This window comes from Streptomyces sp. NPDC021622 (genome assembly GCF_040640795.1).
Lineage (GTDB): Bacteria > Actinomycetota > Actinomycetes > Streptomycetales > Streptomycetaceae > Streptomyces.
Genome location: NZ_JBFACK010000001.1, coordinates 54,336 through 72,804, shown reverse-complemented (window position 1 = coordinate 72,804; position 18,469 = coordinate 54,336). Strand labels below are relative to the sequence as shown.

At 71.6% G+C, this 18,469-nt stretch carries 14 protein-coding genes; 4 read left to right on the top strand and 10 right to left on the bottom strand.

What is annotated here, in order from left to right; genetic code table 11:
- The first annotated feature begins 31 nt into the window (after positions 1-31).
- Entirely contained in the window at positions 32-883 is an 852-nt protein-coding gene (locus AB0G47_RS00355) for a LysR family transcriptional regulator (protein ID WP_360762310.1), read from the top strand.
- Between the two features lie 99 nt (positions 884-982).
- Here the strand turns inward: AB0G47_RS00355 and AB0G47_RS00350 are convergent, their stop codons facing one another.
- From AB0G47_RS00350 to AB0G47_RS00335, 4 genes are all read right to left on the bottom strand, one after another.
- The gene (locus AB0G47_RS00350; RefSeq protein ID WP_360762307.1) at positions 983-1,117 is read right to left on the bottom strand and encodes a hypothetical protein; all 135 of its coding nucleotides are present in this window, start codon (positions 1,115-1,117) and stop codon (positions 983-985) included.
- Between the two features lie 38 nt (positions 1,118-1,155).
- On the bottom strand, positions 1,156-1,944 hold the full coding sequence (locus AB0G47_RS00345; protein ID WP_360762304.1) for a hypothetical protein: 789 nt from the start codon (positions 1,942-1,944) through the stop codon (positions 1,156-1,158).
- 248 nt (positions 1,945-2,192) lie between these two features.
- Complete coding sequence (ppdK, locus tag AB0G47_RS00340) at positions 2,193-4,931, bottom strand: pyruvate, phosphate dikinase (protein ID WP_360762301.1); 2,739 nt, start codon at positions 4,929-4,931, stop codon at positions 2,193-2,195.
- A gap of 405 nt (positions 4,932-5,336) precedes the next feature.
- Complete coding sequence (locus tag AB0G47_RS00335; protein WP_360762298.1) at positions 5,337-6,572, bottom strand: ROK family protein; 1,236 nt, start codon at positions 6,570-6,572, stop codon at positions 5,337-5,339.
- Between the two features lie 215 nt (positions 6,573-6,787).
- Here AB0G47_RS00335 and AB0G47_RS00330 point away from each other — a divergent pair, with 215 nt between their 5' ends.
- Together AB0G47_RS00330 and AB0G47_RS00325 are read left to right on the top strand one after the other, a co-directional pair.
- Positions 6,788-8,176, top strand: a complete 1,389-nt coding sequence (locus tag AB0G47_RS00330; RefSeq protein WP_360763874.1) for a trehalase family glycosidase — start codon at positions 6,788-6,790, stop codon at positions 8,174-8,176.
- A complete protein-coding gene (locus AB0G47_RS00325) occupies positions 8,173-10,143 on the top strand; it encodes a glycogen debranching N-terminal domain-containing protein (RefSeq protein ID WP_360762295.1) in 1,971 nt (656 codons plus the stop codon). Before AB0G47_RS00330 ends, AB0G47_RS00325 begins: the two co-directional genes overlap by 4 nt.
- 170 nt (positions 10,144-10,313) lie before the next feature.
- Here the strand turns inward: AB0G47_RS00325 and AB0G47_RS00320 are convergent, their stop codons facing one another.
- The 5 genes from AB0G47_RS00320 to AB0G47_RS00300 are packed head-to-tail and all read right to left on the bottom strand — an operon-like array spanning position 10,314 to position 15,121.
- The gene (locus AB0G47_RS00320; RefSeq protein ID WP_360762293.1) at positions 10,314-11,519 is read right to left on the bottom strand and encodes an FAD/NAD(P)-binding oxidoreductase; all 1,206 of its coding nucleotides are present in this window, start codon (positions 11,517-11,519) and stop codon (positions 10,314-10,316) included.
- A 6-nt stretch (positions 11,520-11,525) separates the two neighbouring features.
- Complete coding sequence (locus tag AB0G47_RS00315) at positions 11,526-11,717, bottom strand: ferredoxin (protein ID WP_360762290.1); 192 nt, start codon at positions 11,715-11,717, stop codon at positions 11,526-11,528.
- 44 nt (positions 11,718-11,761) lie between these two features.
- Positions 11,762-12,631 (bottom strand): fumarylacetoacetate hydrolase family protein, encoded by an 870-nt coding sequence (locus AB0G47_RS00310; RefSeq protein WP_360762287.1) that lies wholly within the window; start codon positions 12,629-12,631, stop codon positions 11,762-11,764.
- A complete protein-coding gene (locus AB0G47_RS00305; RefSeq protein ID WP_360762284.1) occupies positions 12,628-13,545 on the bottom strand; it encodes a 3,4-dihydroxyphenylacetate 2,3-dioxygenase in 918 nt (305 codons plus the stop codon). The genes AB0G47_RS00310 and AB0G47_RS00305 overlap by 4 nt, the downstream gene beginning before the upstream one ends.
- Positions 13,538-15,121: an aldehyde dehydrogenase gene (locus AB0G47_RS00300; RefSeq protein ID WP_360762281.1), complete on the bottom strand. Its 1,584-nt coding sequence runs from the start codon at positions 15,119-15,121 to the stop codon at positions 13,538-13,540. The genes AB0G47_RS00305 and AB0G47_RS00300 overlap by 8 nt, the downstream gene beginning before the upstream one ends.
- 144 nt (positions 15,122-15,265) lie before the next feature.
- Here AB0G47_RS00300 and AB0G47_RS00295 point away from each other — a divergent pair, with 144 nt between their 5' ends.
- Positions 15,266-16,777 carry an aldehyde dehydrogenase gene (locus AB0G47_RS00295; protein WP_360762278.1) on the top strand — a complete coding sequence of 504 codons (1,512 nt, stop codon included), beginning with the start codon at positions 15,266-15,268 and terminating at the stop codon, positions 16,775-16,777.
- A 110-nt stretch (positions 16,778-16,887) separates the two neighbouring features.
- On the opposite strand, the gene AB0G47_RS00290 is transcribed toward AB0G47_RS00295, so the two are convergent.
- Entirely contained in the window at positions 16,888-18,420 is a 1,533-nt protein-coding gene (locus tag AB0G47_RS00290) for an MFS transporter (protein WP_360762276.1), read from the bottom strand.
- Positions 18,421-18,469: the final 49 nt, after the last annotated feature.

The window sequence follows — 18,469 nt, the reverse complement described above, 5'->3', positions numbered from 1 at the left end:
GACGCTCATACCTCATGGGTATCGTCCCAGCGTGGAGCTACGTACCCTGCGCTACTTCGTGACGGTCGCCGAGGAACTCCACTTCGGCCGGGCCGCCGCCCGACTGCACATGAGCCAGCCTCCGTTGAGCCGGGCGATCAAGCAACTGGAGCGCGACGTCGGCGCCCTGCTGTTCGCCCGCACGCCTGCGGGCGTCACGCTCACGGCGGTGGGCGCAGTGCTGCTCGGTGAGGCGAGGGCCCTGCTCGACCAGGCCGACCGCGCCCGCGTACGCGTAGCCGCGGCGGCCGGTGCCGCGACCATCACCGTCGGCATCCTGGGCGACGGCACCGACCCGGGAGCGACGAGGCTGGCCGCCGCCTATCGCCGACGCCACCCCGGCATCGACATCCACATCCGCGACACCGACCTGACCGACCCCACCTGCGGCCTGCGCGCCGGTCTTGTCGACATCGCCCTGACGCGGGCGCCGTTCAACGAGACAGCCTTGACGGTGCGTGAGCTGCGTACCGATCCGGTGGGCGTGGTCCTGCGCGCCGACGATCCGCTGGCCCACCACGACCGGCTAGGGCTGGCGGCCCTGAGCGAACGCCGCTGGTTCCAGTTCCCGCAAGGGACCGACCCCATCTGGCAGTCGTACTGGAACGGCGGCGATCCGCGCGAGGGCCCCGTGGTGCGCACCGTCCAGGAATGCCTGCAGGCCGTCCTCTGGAACGGCACGATCGGCCTGGCCCCACTCGGCCACGCCCTGCCCGCGGAGCTGGCCGTGACACCGCTCACCGACATGCCACCGAGCCGCGTCGTGGCGGCGTGGAACAAGGGCGCCACGAACCCTTTGATCCAATCATTCATCGAGACCGCGACAGCCGCGTACCGTCACTGAGTACGTTGCGATCGGGCGCCGGAACTCCGGTCCCGCGGAGGACCGTTCTCGCGTACGGGCCAGCGTGCCGCCCTGCCGCGTCGCCTGAGTGGCTGGTGGTCACCGATGCCCCCGCCCGGCGGAGGAACTCGCGACATCGCGCTCCGAGTGCACGAGGCCGAGGAACTCCCCGCGCATCGTCACCCGTCGGCCACCAGGACCGGCGGGCGGGTGGACGACTGTCGGCGAGCTCATACCTCCAGCTTGCTGCGGCGGGTCGCGGCGGGCGCCCTCTAGTCCATGTAACCGTCGCCGTCCTCGTCCATGGCGGGCGCGACCTGGTCGTACACGCCGTCGCCGTTGTCGTCGTAGCCACGCGCGAGCCCACCTCCGCCGGGCGCCCCGTCGCTCTCACCCCGCGGTGCGATGCCGCCACCGGGAGAGCCGCCGTTCTCAGCCACCGTGGAACTGGCGTCATTGGTGCCGTCACTGTTCAGCGCCGCCACGAAGCCCCCGCCGGGTGACCCACTGCCCGCTTCAACCGGCGTCAGGCCTGAACCGCCGGGTGAGCCATCGCTCTCACCCCTCGGCCCGATTTCCCAGTCATCCACGGGTAGGGAGCCCTGGGTTTGGGACATGGCCTCTGCACCCTCCTCGACAGGAGGCACCAGGCCGCCGCCGGGAGCTCCGGTGTCCTCGCCCATCGGGTCCGGGGTTCCGGTCCCGGGAGAACGGTCCGAGCCTTCCCACTCCAGCATCGGCGCGAGGCCGGTCCCGCCGGGCAAGCCGACGCCCTCGCCCATCGGCATCGCCCTGTCCCCGTCGCCGTCGGAGTCGCCCCGAGCCGCGTCGAGGATCTCGCCGACGTCGTCCATCCTGGTCGGCGCAGCGGCCTCGTTCCAGCCGCTCTCGCCCGTCGGTGCCAACGCGGCCTCCGAACCGCCCTCCACCAGCGAGGCCAAGCCACCGCTAGGCGAGCCTGAGCCGTCGCCCGCCGTCGCAGTACTCGTCCCCATCACCAGGCCGCCCGCCGCGATCACCGCGACAGCCGCCGTACGCGCCAACACCTTCTTGATCGTCATGGTTCCCCCGTCATCACGTCCAGAGCCAGTACGGGCCATGCTGCTCAGTGGGGAACAGGGGCGCTACGCCTTTCGGCCTCAGCCGAAACAGGGCACGCAGCAGGTCAGTACGCAGGGGGCTGGCAGGAAAGCCCTGTTCGACCCCGAAGGGGCAGCACCCCCGCACAGGGTGCTGCCCCTTCATCGTGGACCGGGACCGTCGCCGCATCGGTTCTGAGGGTCGGGGACACGGCGACGGTCCCGGGGCTTTACCGGTGGTCGCTGCCCGTGGAGTGGGAAGCGGCGCGGCCTGCCTCCAGGCGGGCCACCGGGATGCGGAACGGCGAGCAGGAGACGTAGTCCAGGCCCACCTCGTGGAAGAAGTGCACGGACTCCGGGTCACCGCCGTGCTCGCCGCAGACGCCGAGCTTGAGGTCGGGGCGGGTGGCGCGGCCGGCCTTGACCGCGTCCTTCACCAGCTTGCCCACGCCGTCCTTGTCGATCGTCTCGAAGGGGGAGACACCGAAGATGCCCTTCTCCAGGTATGCCGTGAAGAAGGAGGCCTCGACGTCGTCCCGCGAGAAGCCCCAGACCGTCTGCGTCAGGTCGTTCGTGCCGAAGGAGAAGAACTCCGCGGCCTCCGCGATCTGGTCCGCCGTGAGCGCGGCGCGCGGGAGCTCGATCATGGTGCCGAGGGCCAGCTTCAGGTCTACGCCCGTCGCCTCGATGACCTCCGCGATGACCTGCTCGGCCTCCTCGCGGACGATCTCCAGCTCCTGGACCGTGCCGACGAGCGGAATCATGATCTCCGCGCGCGGGTCGCCCTTGGCGTTCTTCCGCTCGGCCGCCGCCTCGGCGATCGCACGGACCTGCATCGTGAACAGGCCGGGGATGACGAGACCCAGGCGTACGCCTCGCAGGCCCAGCATCGGGTTCTGCTCGTGCAGGCGGTGGACCGCCTGCAGCAGGCGCAGGTCGTTCTCGTTGGAGTCCTTGCGGGACTCGGCGAGGGCGACGCGGACCGAGAGCTCCGTGATGTCCGGGAGGAACTCGTGCAGGGGCGGGTCCAGGAGGCGGACCGTGACCGGGAGGCCGTCCATCGCCTCGAAGAGTTCGACGAAGTCGCGCTTCTGGAGGGGGAGGAGCTCCTTCAGGGCCTCTTCCCGCTCGTCGTCCGCGTCCGCCAGGATCAGGCGCTCGACCATCTCGCGGCGCTCACCGAGGAACATGTGCTCGGTGCGGCACAGGCCGATGCCCTGTGCGCCGAAGCGACGGGCGCGGAGGGCGTCCTCCGCGTTGTCCGCGTTGGCGCGGACCCGCAGGCGGCGTACCCGGTCCGCGTACGCCATGATCCGGTGCACGGCGGCGACCAGCTCGTCGGCGTCGTCGGCGCCCGCGTGCATACGGCCCTCGAAGTACTCGACGACCGGGGAGGGGACCACGGGCACCTCGCCGGCGTAGACCTTGCCGGTGGAGCCGTCGATGGAGACGACGTCGCCCTCTTCGATGACGGTGCCGCCGACCGTCATGCGGCGGCGCTTGGTGTCGACCTCGAGGTCCTCGGCGCCGCACACGCACGTCTTGCCCATGCCGCGGGCCACCACGGCCGCGTGCGAGGTCTTGCCACCGCGGGAGGTCAGGATGCCCTCGGCCGCGATCATGCCGTCGAGGTCGTCGGGGTTGGTCTCACGGCGGATCAGGATGACCTTCTCGCCCGAACGCGACCACTTGATGGCCGTGTACGAGTCGAAGACCGCCTTGCCGACCGCGGCACCCGGCGACGCGGCGATGCCGCGGCCGAGCTGCTCGACCTTCGCGCTCTCGTCGAAGCGCGGGAACATCAGCTGCGCGAGCTGCGCGCCGTTGACGCGCTGCAGCGCCTCGGCCTCGTCGATCAGGCCCTGGTCGACGAGCTGCGTCGCGATGCGGAAGGCGGCACCGGCGGTGCGCTTGCCGACGCGGGTCTGCAGCATCCACAGCTGACCGCGCTCGATGGTGAACTCGATGTCGCACAGGTCCTTGTAGTGCGTCTCGAGCGTTTCCATGATCTGCATGAGCTGGTCGTACGACTTCTTGTCGATCTGCTCCAGATCGGCGAGCGGGACGGTGTTGCGGATGCCCGCCACGACGTCCTCGCCCTGCGCGTTCTGCAGGTAGTCGCCGTACACGCCCTGGTGGCCGCTGGCCGGGTCGCGGGTGAACGCGACGCCCGTGCCGGAGTCCGGGCCGAGGTTGCCGAAGACCATGGAGCAGATGTTGACCGCGGTGCCGAGGTCGCCGGGGATGCGCTCCTGGCGGCGGTAGAGCTTGGCGCGGTCGGTGTTCCAGGACTCGAAGACCGAGCGGATCGCGAGGTCCATCTGCTCGCGCGGGTCCTGCGGGAAGTCGCGCCCCGCCTCGGACTTGACGATCTTCTTGAACTTCGTGACCAGCTTCTTCAGGTCCGCGGCCTCGAGGTCGGTGTCGACCGTGACCTTCTTGGCGGCCTTGGCTGCCTCGAGGGCGTCCTCGAAGAGCTCGCCGTCGACGTCCAGGACGGTCTTGCCGAACATCTGGATGAGGCGGCGGTAGGAGTCCCACGCGAAGCGGTCGTCGCCGGACTGCTTGGCCAGGCCCGTCACCGACTTGTCGGAGAGCCCGATGTTCAGGACGGTGTCCATCATGCCGGGCATGGAGAACTTGGCGCCCGAGCGGACCGAGACGAGCAGCGGGTCGTTGGCCTGACCCAGCTTCTTGCCCATCTGCTTCTCAAGGGCGTCGAGGTGTGCACTCACCTCGTCGCGCAGCTCGACCGGCTCCTCGCCGCTGGCGAGGTAGGTCTTGCACGCCTCGGTGGTGATCGTGAAGCCCGGGGGGACGGGCAGGCCGAGGTTGGTCATCTCGGCGAGGTTCGCGCCCTTCCCGCCGAGAAGGTCCTTGAGGTCCCTGTTGCCCTCGGTGAAGTCGTAGACGAACTTCACGCCCGCATCGCTCTGCGTCGCTACGTGGGGATCTTTGTTTTCCGACACGGGTCTCGACTCCTCGAGGACTCGGTGGCTGCCCTGACGGCGAGGAACATACCCAGATCGAAGGCACCTGGGTACGTCCACTTGTGCGTCATACGGCTGTAACCACCCGTCCGCCAGTAGATCGAAAGTGACTCGGCGGTAGGTCTTCGCCGAACCGCGTGTTCAAGTCTTGAACGATCAACCCCTGTAGAACCTGGGATTTGCTCAGATGAGCAGAGAAATCTCAGATGTGAGTTCACCCTTTGAATGATCGAGCATTGGCACTGAGTGCCACCCCTTGGAGAAGTGGATTCGCCCACCATCCGCTCATCTGAGCGCAACCCCTATCAGGGGTGGCGAGAATCACGCTGTCCGGAGGGGCCCGATGTCAGCATCCGGACCCCGATCCGGACGGTTGCGCCGCCGTCATACGCCGAGCGCCGCGAGCCGCTCCTCGGCCCGCCCCGGCGCGTACAGGTGCTCCACCACCAGCGCCCCCGCCCCGACCAGGCCCGCACGCTCACCGAGCCGCGACGTGACGATCTCCAGATGAGCCGTGGAGCGCGGCAGGGCCCGCTGATAGAGCAGTTCGCGCACGCCCGTGAGGAAGGGAGTTCCGGCCAGATCTCCGGCGATCATCAGAACCCCGGGGTTGAGCAGCGTGACGACGGTCGCGAGCACCTCGCCCACCCGGCGCCCCGCGTCCCGCGCGAGCCCGACGGCCTCCGGGTGCCCGGCGTCCAGGAGCGCGCGCACATCCGAGCCGGACGCCGCGGGGACGCCCGCCGCGCTCAGCTGAGCGGCCACCGCTCGCCCGCTGGCCACGGCGGCCAGGCAGCCGTAGGACCCGCACTTGCAGAGGGCGGCGGCACCCCGTGTCGCGTCCATGACCCGTATGTGGCCGATGTCCCCGGCGCCGCCGTCGATGCCCCGGTACACCGCGCCGCCGACGACGACGCCCGCGCCTATGCCGGTGGAGACCTTGACCAGGGCGAAGGCGGAGCACTGCCGGTAGGAGGTGCGCTGTTCTCCGTACGCCATGAGGTTGGCGTCGTTGTCGACGAGGACCGGGAGGTCGGCGGGGCCGCCCGTGTGCTCGGCGAAGGCGCGGCTCAGGCGGCCTCGTATGTCGTACCCGTCCCAGCCCGGCATGATCGGCGGCTGGACGACGCGGCCCGTCTCGCTGTCGACGGGGCCCGGCACGGCGAGCCCGATGCCGCAAACCGTGTCCGGGGCCCGCCCTGCCTTGCGCAGCAGCTCGGCGAAGCGGGCGCCGAGCTCGCCGAGCACCGCGTCCGGGCCCTCCTCGATCGACAGCGGGCCCGCGTGCTCGGCGACGATCTCGCCGGTGAGGCTCAGCAGGGCGGTGCGGGCGTGCCGGGTCTCCAGGTCGGCGGCGAGCACCACGGCGTGGGCGTCGTCGAACTCCAGGCGGAGCGCGGGGCGCCCCCCGAGCGGTGAACCCCCAGGACCGCCCGCCCCCTCGCGCAGCCAGCCCGCCCGGAAGAGCCGGTCGAGGCGCTGGCCGACGGTGGCGCGGGAGAGTCCGGTGACCTGCTGGAGGGCGCCGCGCGTGGTGGCACGCCCGCTGCGCACCAGGTCGAGAAGGTCGCCGGCGCCGGCGTGAGGTCCGCCCGTGCGCCCTCCCGCAGCCTGCCCCATGTGCCCTCCCGCCGACCGCCCCGCACGATCCGCATGATCCTCACGAACCGACCTGTCCGGCATCCACTCTCCCCTTGCGCTCATCAACTCCACGTTACATATTGAGTTTTGCGTGTTAAGTAGACGTAACCCTATGCTGGATAACACCAAACTGACAGGGCGTCGAGCCCCTCGGGGAGATCCGCGTGGACCGCACGAACGTGAGCCGCACGAACGTGGGCAGCACAGCCCAGCTGACCGCCCGCCCCGTCACGCCGCCCTCGCTGCGCGAACGCGCCGCCGATGTCCTGTGGGCCAACTGGACGGGGACGTCGACCGTCCCCTCCCGTGCCCTGTATCCGCACCAGTGGTCCTGGGACTCCGCGTTCATCGCCATCGGACTGCGCCATCTCTCCCCCTTACGGGCCCAGTTGGAGCTGGAGACGCTGCTCTTCGCGCAGTGGGGCGACGGCCGCGTACCGCACATCGTGTTCAACCCCGCCGTCCCTCTGGACGCCTACTTTCCCAGCCCGGACTTCTGGCGCTCCACGACGGCGGGACGCACCGCCGGGGCGCCCGGTGCCGTGCACACCTCCGGCATCGTGCAGCCGCCGGTGCACGCGCTCTCCGCCTGGCTGGTGCACCGGGCCGACCCGGGCCTCTCCCGGGCCCGTTCCTTCCTGGCCCGCGTGCAGCCGCGCCTCGCCGCCTGGCACGGCTATCTGCTCGGCAGCAGGGACGCGGGCGGCGCCGGGCTCGCCTCCGTGGTGCACCCCTGGGAGCAGGGCATGGACAACAGCCCTTGCTGGGACGCCCCGTTGAGCCGGGTGACCCCCGCCGACCCGGCCGCCTACCGGCGCGCCGACCTGGACCACGGGGCCGCCGAAGACCGGCCGACCGACCTCGACTACGGCAGATATGTGCGCCTGGCCGCCGACTACCGCGACCGCCGGTACGCGGACGGGGCGGGCGAGTTCGCCGTAGAGGACCCGTCCTTCAACGCGCTGCTCATCGCCTCCGAGTACGCACTGGCCCGTATCGAGGCCGAGTTGGGCCTGCCGGAAGCGGCTGCCGGGCGCGCGGCCCGCGCGGACACGCTGACCGAGGTCCTCGTGGAGCGGCTGTGGGACGCGGCGGAAGGCATGTTCTTCTGCCGCGACCAGCTCTCCGGGGAGCTGGTGCCGGAGCGCGGCGTCGGCGGGCTCGTGCCGCTGATCCTGCCCGCGCTGCCGCCGTCCGTGGCCGCCGCGCTCGTCCGCACCGCGCACGGACCGCACTTCGGGCTCGGCGGCGCGGCGCGCCTCGTGCCGAGCTACGACCTCACCGGGAGCGCCTTCGACCCCCGTCGGTACTGGCGCGGGCCCGCGTGGTTCAACACCAACTGGCTGCTGGAGCGGGGACTTCGGCTGCACGGCGAGCGGGCGCGGGCGGACGGCCTGCGGCGCGCGCTGCTCGAAGTGGCCGGGGAGTCCGGGTTCGCGGAGTACGTGGACCCGTACACGGGGCGGGGCTGCGGTGCGCGCGGCTTCGGCTGGAGCGCCGCCCTCGCCCTGGATCTGCTGCTCGACGACCCCGCCGGGCGTGACCAGGGAGGGTTCGCGGATGAGGGAGGGTTTTGGGGATGACTGAGGGACATCAACTGCTCGTACGCGGGAGCACGTTCGCCACCATCGGCGCGAGCGGCGACATCAGCGGGGTGCGCGGCAGCGGCACGGCTCCGGACGGGCTCTTCGTCCGTGACGCCCGGCATCTGAGCCGCTGGCAGCTGACGGTCGACGGGGCCGTCCCCGAGATCCTCACGCCGGTGTCGCGGGCCGACGCGGAGGCGGGTGCCGGGCGGTGCGTCCTGGTGCCGCGCGGCGGCCGGCAGGAGCCTCCCGCGTACACCGTCTTCCGCGAACAGGCCGTCACCGACGGGACGTTCGTCGAGTGCCTTCGGGTCACCAGCAATCGCGGGGTGCCGACGACCGTGCAGGTCGCGCTGACCGTCGACGCCGACTTCACCGACCAGTTCGAGCTGCGGGCCGACCACCGTACGTACGCGAAGACGGGCGCCGTCAGGTCGCGGCGGGTCATCGGCGGCGGCGACGAAGGGCCCGTCCTGGGCATCGAGTTCGGCTACCGGCGGCGCGAGTGGCGCTCCTGTACGACCGTGACCGCCGAGCCCGCGCCGGACGCCGTCGAGGAGACCGGGACCGGTGCGCGGCGCCTCGTCTGGTCCCTCGGCCTCGACGCGCACGGCACCGCGGAGGTGGCACTGCGTGCCGCGGCGCAGCCGCACGGCGCACCGGAACCACAGGTCCCGGACGCACCGTCGGACGCCGTACGCCAACTCGCGGCCGCCGAGGACGACTTCACCTCCGGCGTGACGCTCCCCGGCGCCTGGCCCGAGCTGGCGGCCGCGTGCCGTCGCGGCCTCGCCGACCTCGCCGCGCTACAGGTCCCCGCGTCGGGCCCGGACGGCGAGGCCCTGCGCGTCCCGGCGGCCGGCGTCCCCTGGTTCCTCACGCTCCTCGGCCGCGACGCCCTCCTGACCTCCCTCTTCGCGCTCCCCTATCTGCCACGCCTGGCCGCGGCGACGCTGCCCGCGCTCGCCGCGACGCAGGCCACGGAGTCCACCGAGGGCGCGGTCGCCCAGCCCGGCAAGATCGTGCACGAGGTGCGGCACGGGGAGCTCGCCCACTTCGGGCAGGTTCCGTACGGGCGCTACTACGGCTCGGTCGACGCGACCCCGCTCTTCCTCGTGCTGCTCGGCGCGTACACGGAACAGTCCGGCGACACCGCCCTTGCCCGCCGCCTGGAGCCACACGCGCGGGCCGCCGTCGGCTGGATCCTGGACCACGGCGGGCTCACCTCGCGCGGCTATCTCGTCTACCGCGCGGACAAGGGCGGCCTCGCCAACCAGAACTGGAAGGACTCCCCCGGCGCGATCTGCTCCGCCGACGGGAGCCGCGCCACGGGCCCGGTGATGGCGGCGGGCGCGCAGGGATACGCGTACGACGCGCTCGGCCGCACCGCCTGGCTGGCCCGCACCGTCTGGGACGACAAGGTGTACGCCGATCTGCTCACGCAGGCGGCCGCCGACCTGCGGGACCGCTTCCAGCGGGACTTCTGGATGCCGGGGCAGGGCTTTCCCGCGCTCGCCCTGGACGGTGAAGGCAACCAGGTCGACGCCCTCGCGTCGGACGCGGGCCATCTGCTCTGGTCCGGCCTCCTGGACAAGGAGTACGGCGAGGCGGTCGGGCGCCGCCTCCTGGAACCCGACTTCTTCTCGGGCTGGGGCGTACGGACCCTCGCCGCGGGCCAGGCGGCGTACCACCCGCTGTCCTACCACCGGGGTTCGGTGTGGCCGCACGACAACGCACTGATCGCGCTCGGCCTCGCGCGCTACGGCCTGCACGACGAGGCGCGTACGGTGGCCCGCGCGCTCGTGGCGGCGGCGTCGACGGGCGGCGACCGGCTCCCGGAGGTGCTTGCGGGGTACGGGCGCGAGGCCTATCCGGGGCCGGTTCCGTATCCGCACGCCTGCGTACGGGAGTCCCGGTCGGCGGCGGCGCCGCTGGCTCTGCTCACTGCGGTGGGCGGGGTCTAGCGGCGGCCCGCCCGGAGCCGGCACGTGGGGTACCACGGCCCCGTCAGGGGCGCGGGGCTGTGACATGTGCGGCTCCGCCACGTGGGCGCGACCAGCCACGGACGGCCCGCAGATTACGCAGCGGTCTTCCAGCGGAGCGTCCAGCCGCAGGGCGACGGCCCGGCAGGGAATTACGCGGCGGCCTCCGGCTCCGGAAGTGCCAACAGCTCGCGCCGGTAACTCCCGGCGAGCGCCGCCGCCTTGGGACCGCCGAGCGCGGCGACGCCGATCAGCCGCTCGTCCCGGTAGTAGCCGTACAGAACATCACTGTCGTACGACTCCGGGTCCCCCTGGAGGAGTTGGCACCGTTCGGCGAGCCCCGGCTGGCCGAACGACTGGATGCGCATCGCGAACTGGTCGCTCCAGAACGTCGGCAGCGGCGCGAACGGCCCCAGGCCGTGCTCCCCGCCGGTGAGCCCGGCGACCAGGACGCGGGCCGCGTGCTTCGCGCTGTCGGAGGGGATCGACCAGTGCTCGACGCGCCGCGCGACGGGCCCGTACCGGGGGTTGGGGAAGCGCGCCACGTCCCCGACGGCCACCGCGTGCGGGAGGCCGCCGATGCGCAGATGCCCGTCGCAGAGGATGCCGTCGCTGAGGTCGATCCCCTCGGTGGCGGCCAGCCACTCCGCGTTGGGCAGTGACCCGACGGCCTCGACCAGGACGTCCGCCGGGCATGTGGCGCCATCGTCCAACACCACGTACCCGTCAGTCAGTTCGGCGACCAGGCGGCCCATGCGGAAGCGCACCCCGTACGCCTCGTGCCGCCGCCGCAGTACGCGTGCCAGGCCCTCGCCGAGCGCCAGGATCATCGGCTCGGCCTCCGGTGCGACGACCGTCACCTCGCATCCGGCCTTGCGTGCGGTGGCCGCCACCTCGCAGCCGATAAAGCCCGAGCCGATCACCAACACCCGTACGTCTTCGTCGAGTTCGGTGCGCAGTCCCGCCGAGTCCTCCAGGGTGCGCACGACATGCCGGGGCGGTCCCCCGGTGAGTGGGAGTCTGCGTGGCCGCACCCCCGTGGCGGCCACCAGACCCTCGTACGCATGCGTCGAACCATCGGCCAGGGTGAGTGTGCGCGCGGCCAGATCGGCGGAGACGACCGCCGTGCCGAGCCGCCACTCGACGTCCTGGACGCTGGGTCGGTGACGCAGCGCCGTTACGGTCGCGGGCGCCTCGCCCGCGAGGACCTCCTTGGACAACGGAGGCCGGTTGTAAGGGAGATGGGGCTCGGCCCCGTACACGGTGATCGCTTCCTGCCAGCCCGCCGCGCGCAGTTGTTCCGCCGCGCGCAGACCGCCGAGCGACGCGCCGACGACGGCGATTCCCGCCGGGGCCACGGCAGGTCAGCCCTCGACCCGGATGGCCTGCAGCGGGCAGACGTCGGCGGCGTCCTCGGCGTCGGCGCGCAGCGAGTCGTCGGGCGTGGCGACGTAGGCGAGACGGCCGTCGTCGTCGATCGTGAAGACGTCCGGCGCGGCGAAGACGCACTGCCCGTGGTCCTGGCAGACCTTCATGTCGACGGTGATCTTGAGCATCTCAACTCCCTTCTGTTCTGTACGTGCTTCTGTACGTGGGCGGGTCAGCGGTGCGGCGGCCGGACGCCGCGGAACTCCCAGTCGCCGCCGAAGGCCGTCGAGACGACCTCCTCGGACTCGGTGGGCTGGGCGCCGACGTCGGAGCGGATCGCCGTCGGCCCCGTGACGATGCGGTTCATGAGCCTGCCGAGGCCTTCGGCCTCCACCTCGACGACGTCGCCCGGCGAGACAGGACGGGAGTTGGCGGGGGTGCCGGACAGGAGCACGTCGCCGGGCTCCAGCGTGATCGTGCGGGCGATGTCGGCGACGAGATAGTGCATGTCCCACTCCATCTCGTCCGTCGAACCGTCCTGTACGAGCCATCCGTTGACGTACGTCCGCAGGTATTTGCCGTGGAAGTCCCAGCCGGTGACGAGTCCGGGGCCGAGCGGGCAGAGCGTGTCGGAGCCCTTGACGCGGAGCATCGAGCCGGCGTCGGTGTCGCGGAAGTCGTGCAGGCCGTAGTCGTTGGCGACGGTGTATCCGGCGATGTACGCGCCCGCGTCGGCGGGGGCGATGTTGCGGCACGTACGGCCGATGACGATGCCGATCTCGCCCTCGTAGTTGAGGTACTTGCAGCCGTCGGGGCGGACCACCGCACCACCGTGGGCGTTGAGGGCGGAGACGGGCTTGTGGAAGAAGGTGGGAGCGGGCGGCAGGCCGATCCCGAACTCCTCGACCCTGCTGCGGTGGTTGAGGTGCACGGCGATGACCTTGGAGGGGCGGACGGGAGGCAGATGGCTCGCTTCGGCCGCCTTGACGCGGCGACCGTCGGCGGCGACCAGTTCATCGCCGTCGCGCACGACCTGGACGGCGGCTCCGCCGAGGAGGATCCGGCGGTATTCGGTGGTGGTGGTGTTGCTGTTGTCCGTCATGCGGTGACCTCCGTCTCCGTGCGGGCGCCGGCGGTCCAGCCTCCGGCGGGGCGGTCGAACCACAGGTGCATCTGTCCGGTGCCGACCGAGTTCTCGTACGCGCTGTAGGGGCGACCGGCGGCAGAGCACTGCTCTTCTCCGAGAGCACCGATCATCATCAGGTAGTGCCCGAAGCGCGCCTCGGGCTTGTGCGTGAGGAACTCCGGCATCGTGCGCAGGACTTGCGCGTGGTCGCCGCGCTCCAGCCACGCGATGCGCAGCTCGTCGGCGGCCCGCGCCTCGGGCGTACGGATGTGGCTGAGCCCGCTCGACTCGTGGTCGCGCAGCTGTCGCAGCGGCCAGAAGGTGTGCGAGAGGGCGCCGGACGCGACGAGGAGCACCTTGCGGTCGGGCAGCGCGGCGATGCCGTCGGCGAGCGCGCGGCCGAGCCGCAGATGGTCCTCGGTGTCTCCGGTCTGACAGACCCCGATCGAGACCCATTTCCTGGCGGGGAGGCCTTCGCCCAGGTACTTCCAGAGATTGATGGTGGCGTAGTACACGGGCAGGTACGGGTCGTCGATCGGGGTGATCCAGGTGCCGTGCCGCTCGGCGAACTCGGCGACGGAGTAGGCGAGTTCGGGGTCTCCGGGATAGTCGTACGGCATCCGGCTCATGCCGCGCGGCAGCTCCTCGGAGGTGTAGAGCCCGGCACGCCGGTCCTGTGCCGAGACGACGAACTCGACGGTGGTCGCCCAGTGCGAGTCGAGCACGACGACGGTGTCGTACGCGAGCGTCTCGAAGACTTCCTCGCGCAGCCGCCGCAGGCCGGGGACGAGGCTGATCTCGCGGCCTTCGTTGAGCTCTTTGCGGGTCTCCTCGGGGAGCACGATGGTCGGCACGTGGGCGAGCAGGCCCGCCCCGACGATCTCACCCATGGCGGGCCCAACCCTTCGGTGCGCTCACGGTGTTCTTCAGATCGCAGTAGAAGTCGAACGACCAGTCGCCGCCCTCGCGCCCGATGCCGGACCGGCGGGAGCCGCCGAAGGGTGCGGAGAGGTCGCGTACGAAGAAGCAGTTGACCCAGACGGTCCCGGCCACGAGCCGTGCGGTGACGCGGCGGGCGCGGTCGTGGTCGCCGGTGGCGAGGGTGGCGGCGAGGCCGAAACGGGTGCCGTTGGCCAGGCGCACGGCCTCGTCCTCGTCGCCGTCGGGGAAGGTCTGGAGGGTGAGGACGGGCCCGAAGACCTCCTCTTGGACGATCTCGGAGTCCTGGGCGACGTCGGTGAGGAGGGTGGGGAGGTAGTAGTTCCCGCCGAGGCGCGCGGTCAGCTCCTCGTTGGGGCCGCCGCCTACGACGGCTTTGGCGCCGACGTCCAGGGCGCGCCGCACGAATCCGTCGACGCGCTCGATGTGCCGGGGGTCGATGTTGGGTCCGAGATCAGTGCTCTCGTCGCGCGGATCTCCCTGGGTTAACTTCGTTACCCGGTCAAGAAAGAGACCGAGGAAGGTATCGCGTACGGATTCTTCGACCAGGATGCGCGTGGCGGCCAGGCAGACCTGCCCCGCGTTGTCGAACTGCTCGACGGCGAGATCGGCGGCCAGCTCCAGATCGGCGTCGGCGAAGACGAGCAGCGGTGATTTGCCGCCGAGTTCGAAGCTGCACGGCACGAGGTGCGCGGCGGCCGCCTCGGCGATGCGCCGCGCGGTGGGCACGGACCCGGTGAAGCTGATCCGGCGCACGTCCGGGTCGGCGACGAGGGGCTCGCCCACCTCCGCGCCGTACCCCTGCACGACATTGAAGACCCCGGCCGGAAGACCGGCCTCGTGCGCGATGTCCGCGAGGAGCGAGGCGGTCAGCGGGGTCCACTCGGCGGGCTTGAGCACGACGGTGGAGCCGGCCGCGAGCGCCGGAGCGACCTTCCAACTGGCCAGCATCAGCGGGGCGTTCCACGGCGTGATGAGGACGGCGGGCCCCGCCGGATCCCAGCTCACGTGATTGACGTGCCCCCGGGTCTCGAAGTCGTCGTGGGCGAGGGCGAGCAGGCGGTCGGCGAAGTAGCGGAGGTTGTGGGCGACGCGGGGCATGACACCGCGGCGGTGCGAGCGCAGCAGGGCGCCGTTGTCGGTGGTCTCGACGATCGCGAGGTCATCGGTGCGGGCCTCGACCCCGTCGGCGACGGCGTGCAGGAGCCGGGCCCGTTCGGCGGGCGGGGTGGCGGCCCAGCCGGGAAAGGCGGCACGTGCGGCGGCCACGGCGGCCCGCGCCTCGGCGGCACCGCCGCGGGCGATCTCGGCGAGCGGCGCACCGTCGATCGGCGAGCGGTCGGTGAAGGTGGCGGCGGATGCGACGCGTTCGCCGCCGATCCAGTGGCGGGTGTCGACGGGGACGCCGGCGACGATCGCGAGAGGCGCGAGAGGTGCGACGGGCGCGGCGTCCGGGGCCTCCAGGGCGCCCGGGGCACGCGGGGCACGCGGGGCGTCGGCCGGTGGTCCGGGAGCGGGGGGAGCCATGGCATCCTCCAGTTCGCCAGTTCGTTTGAACCCAAACAACATTATGAGCGTGGAGTCGACCGGGTCAACCCCTCGATGGGGGCGCAGTGTTGCACTACCGTTTGAGACCAAACGAATTACGCCACTCCCCCTCCGGAGGCAGCCATGCCGGACGACGCCCTGTCCACCAGCAGCCACCAGGACTGGATGCGGCGGGCCGACGCGCTCGTCCCCGAACTGCCCACCCGGCACCGCGTCGCGGGCGCCGATGCGGACGGTTCGGGCGGCGCGTTCCCCGTCGTCTCACCCCGCGACGGCCGCACCCTCGCGCTGGTGGCGGACGCGGGCGAGAAGGAGGTGGACCTCGCGGTCGCCGCCGCCCGCCGGGCCTTCGACACCGGGCCGTGGCCGCGGCTCTCCCCCGCCGACCGGGGCCGGACCCTGCTGCGGATCGCTGCTCTCATCGAAGAGCACCGCTCCACTCTCGCCCTCACGGTCACCCTGGAGAACGGCAAACCGATCTCCGAGTCGTACGCGATCGAGCTGCGCGCCCTGGCGAACACCTTCCGCTGGTACGGCGAGCTCGCCGACAAGCTGACCGACACGTCCCCGCACACGGAGCCCGACACCCTGGCACTCGTCACACGGGAACCCTCCGGCGTCGTCGGCGCGGTGGTCCCCTGGAACTTCCCGCTCACGCTCGCCGCCTGGAAGCTGGCCCCGGCGCTCGCGGCGGGCTGCACGGTGGTCCTCAAACCCTCCGAACTCACGCCCCTGTCCGCCCTGTTGCTCGGCAGGATCGCCGACGAGGCGGGGCTGCCGCCGGGCGCCCTGAACGTCGTCGCGGGCGACGGCCCGACCGCGGGCCGCGCGCTCGGCCGCCACCCGGACGTGGACGTCCTCGCGTTCACCGGCTCCACGGCGGTGGGCCGCCACTTCCTGCGCCACGCCGCCGACTCCAACCTCAAGCGGGTCTGGCTCGAGCTCGGCGGCAAGTCCCCCAACATCGTCCTGCCCGACGCCCCCGACCTGGCGGCGGCAGCGGCCACCGCGGCCTGGGGCATCTTCTTCAACCAGGGCGAGATGTGCACGGCGCCCTCGCGGCTGCTCGTGCACGAGTCGGTGGCGGAAGAGGTGACGGCGGCGGTCGTCGAGCGGGCCGGGACACTGCGGGTCGGCGATCCCCTGGACCCGGCCACGGAGATGGGGGCGCTGGCCGGTACGGCGCGGGTGGACTCCGTCCAGGAGCACGTACGCCGGGGCGCGGAGGACGGCGCCCGGCTGCGCGCCGGGGGCACCCGGCTCGAAGTCGTCCCCGGCGGCAGCTACTTCTCCCCCACGGTCTTCGACCAGGTCACCCCGCAGATGCCCCTGGCCCGCGAGGAGATCTTCGGCCCGGTCCTCGCCGTCCTCACCTTCGGCTCGCTCGACGAGGCGGTCACCCTCGCCAACGACACGGCGTACGGCCTCGCGGCCGGGCTCTGGACCTCGGACCTGTCGACCGCGCACACCGTGGCGCGCCGGCTGCGGGCGGGCACGGTCTGGGTCAACTGCTACGAGGAGGGCGACGTGACGGTGCCGTTCGGCGGCTACAAGCAGTCGGGGAACGGCCGGGACAAGTCGCTGCACGCGCTGGAGAAGTACACGGAGCTGAAGACGACGTGGATCCAGCTGTGACACACCCCGGCGGGCACTGATGCAAGCGGCGTTGCGGAGGGGTTTCAGCCCGTCCGGCGATAGAGGACGAACTCGGCGAAGCCGGTGACGACGGTGCGCAAGGCTCCGGCTCAGTCGACGCTCCGCACATGCCGCAGCAGCACCATCGCCGCGACGGCCAGGACGGCGACGACGGCTGCGGCGACACCGGCGGCGAGGTTCAGCCCTCCGGTGAACGCCTCCCGCGCGGGAGCGATGACCTGGGCGCCCAGCGGCCCCGGCAGCTCACGGGCCACGGTCTCGGCGCCGGTCAGCGTGGATCCGGCCGCCTCCGATGCGGCCCCCGAGAGGCCGCCCGGGAGCGTGCCGGTGATCTCGTCCCGGTACGCGGCGGTGACGACGCTGCCGAGCCCGGCGACGCCCAGCGCGATGCCGAACTCCATCCCCGTCTCCGACATCGCCGCGGCCGAACCGGCCTTCTCCGGCGGGGCCGAGCCGACGACCAGATCGGTGCCGAGCACCATCATGGGACTGATGCCGGTGTAGACGAGAACGAAGCCGGTCACCAGTAGCGGCAGGCCGCCGGCACTGTCGACCTGGGTGATGAGCCCGTAACCGAGCACCGAGATGAGCAGCGCTCCTCCGACGACGTAACCAGGACGCACCCTTCGCGTGATCACCGGCGTCAGCGAGGAAGCCGCGATCAGCGCGACCGCCGCGGGCAGGAGCCACAGCCCGGCCTTGATGGGAGAGAGGCCTTCGACCAGTTGCAGATACTGGGTGATGAACAGGTAGAGACCGCCCATGGCGCCCAGGCCGAGCAGCAGGACAAGCAGCGCGGCGCTGAACGCCCGGTTCCTGAACAGCCGCAGGTCCAGCAGCGGATCGGCCAACCCGCGCTGGCGGAGCACGAACAGCAGGCCCAGGACCGTACCGATCACCATCGCAGCGACTGACAGTACGTCAAGTCCGTGCTCGGCAAGGCGCTTGAGGCCGTACACGACCGGAAGCACCGCGCCGAGCGACAGCGCCACGCTGGCCGGGTCGACGCGGCCCGCCCCCAGGTCCCGGTACTCCGGAAGGAGCAGCGGCGCGGCCACGACGAGCACGATCATCACCGGTACGCCGAGCAGGAACACCGAGCCCCACCAGAACCGTTCGAGGAGCGCACCGCCCAGGACGGGGCCGACGGCGATCCCGACGGAGAAGCAGGTCACCCACACGCTGATGGCGACCCCGCGCTGCCGGGGGTCCTTGAACATATTGCTGATCAGGGCCAGCGAGGAGGGCATCAGCGTGGCGCCCGTGATGCCGAGCAGCGCACGGGCGGCGATCAGCATCTCGGCGCTGGTGGACGTCGCGGCGAGGACCGAGGCGGCGCCGAATCCGAGCGCCCCGATCATCAGCAGCCTGCGGCGGCCGATCCGGTCGCCCAGTGTTCCCATCGTCACCAGGAGGCCGGCGATCATAAAGCCGTAGATGTCGACCGCCCACAGCAACTCCGTGCCGCTGAGCCGGAGATCGGCGCTGATCTCGGGGACGGCGAGATTCAGCACGGTCGCGTCCAGTGCCAAGAGAATCGTGGGCAGCGTGAGCACGAAGAGCCCGAGCCACTCCCGGGGCCCGGCTCTGAGAGCCGCGTCGGCTCGGGTGTCTGTGGTCATGGGAACCCTCCGTGGTCCGTGGTGCGTCCGCGCCCCGGTGATCCGGGCG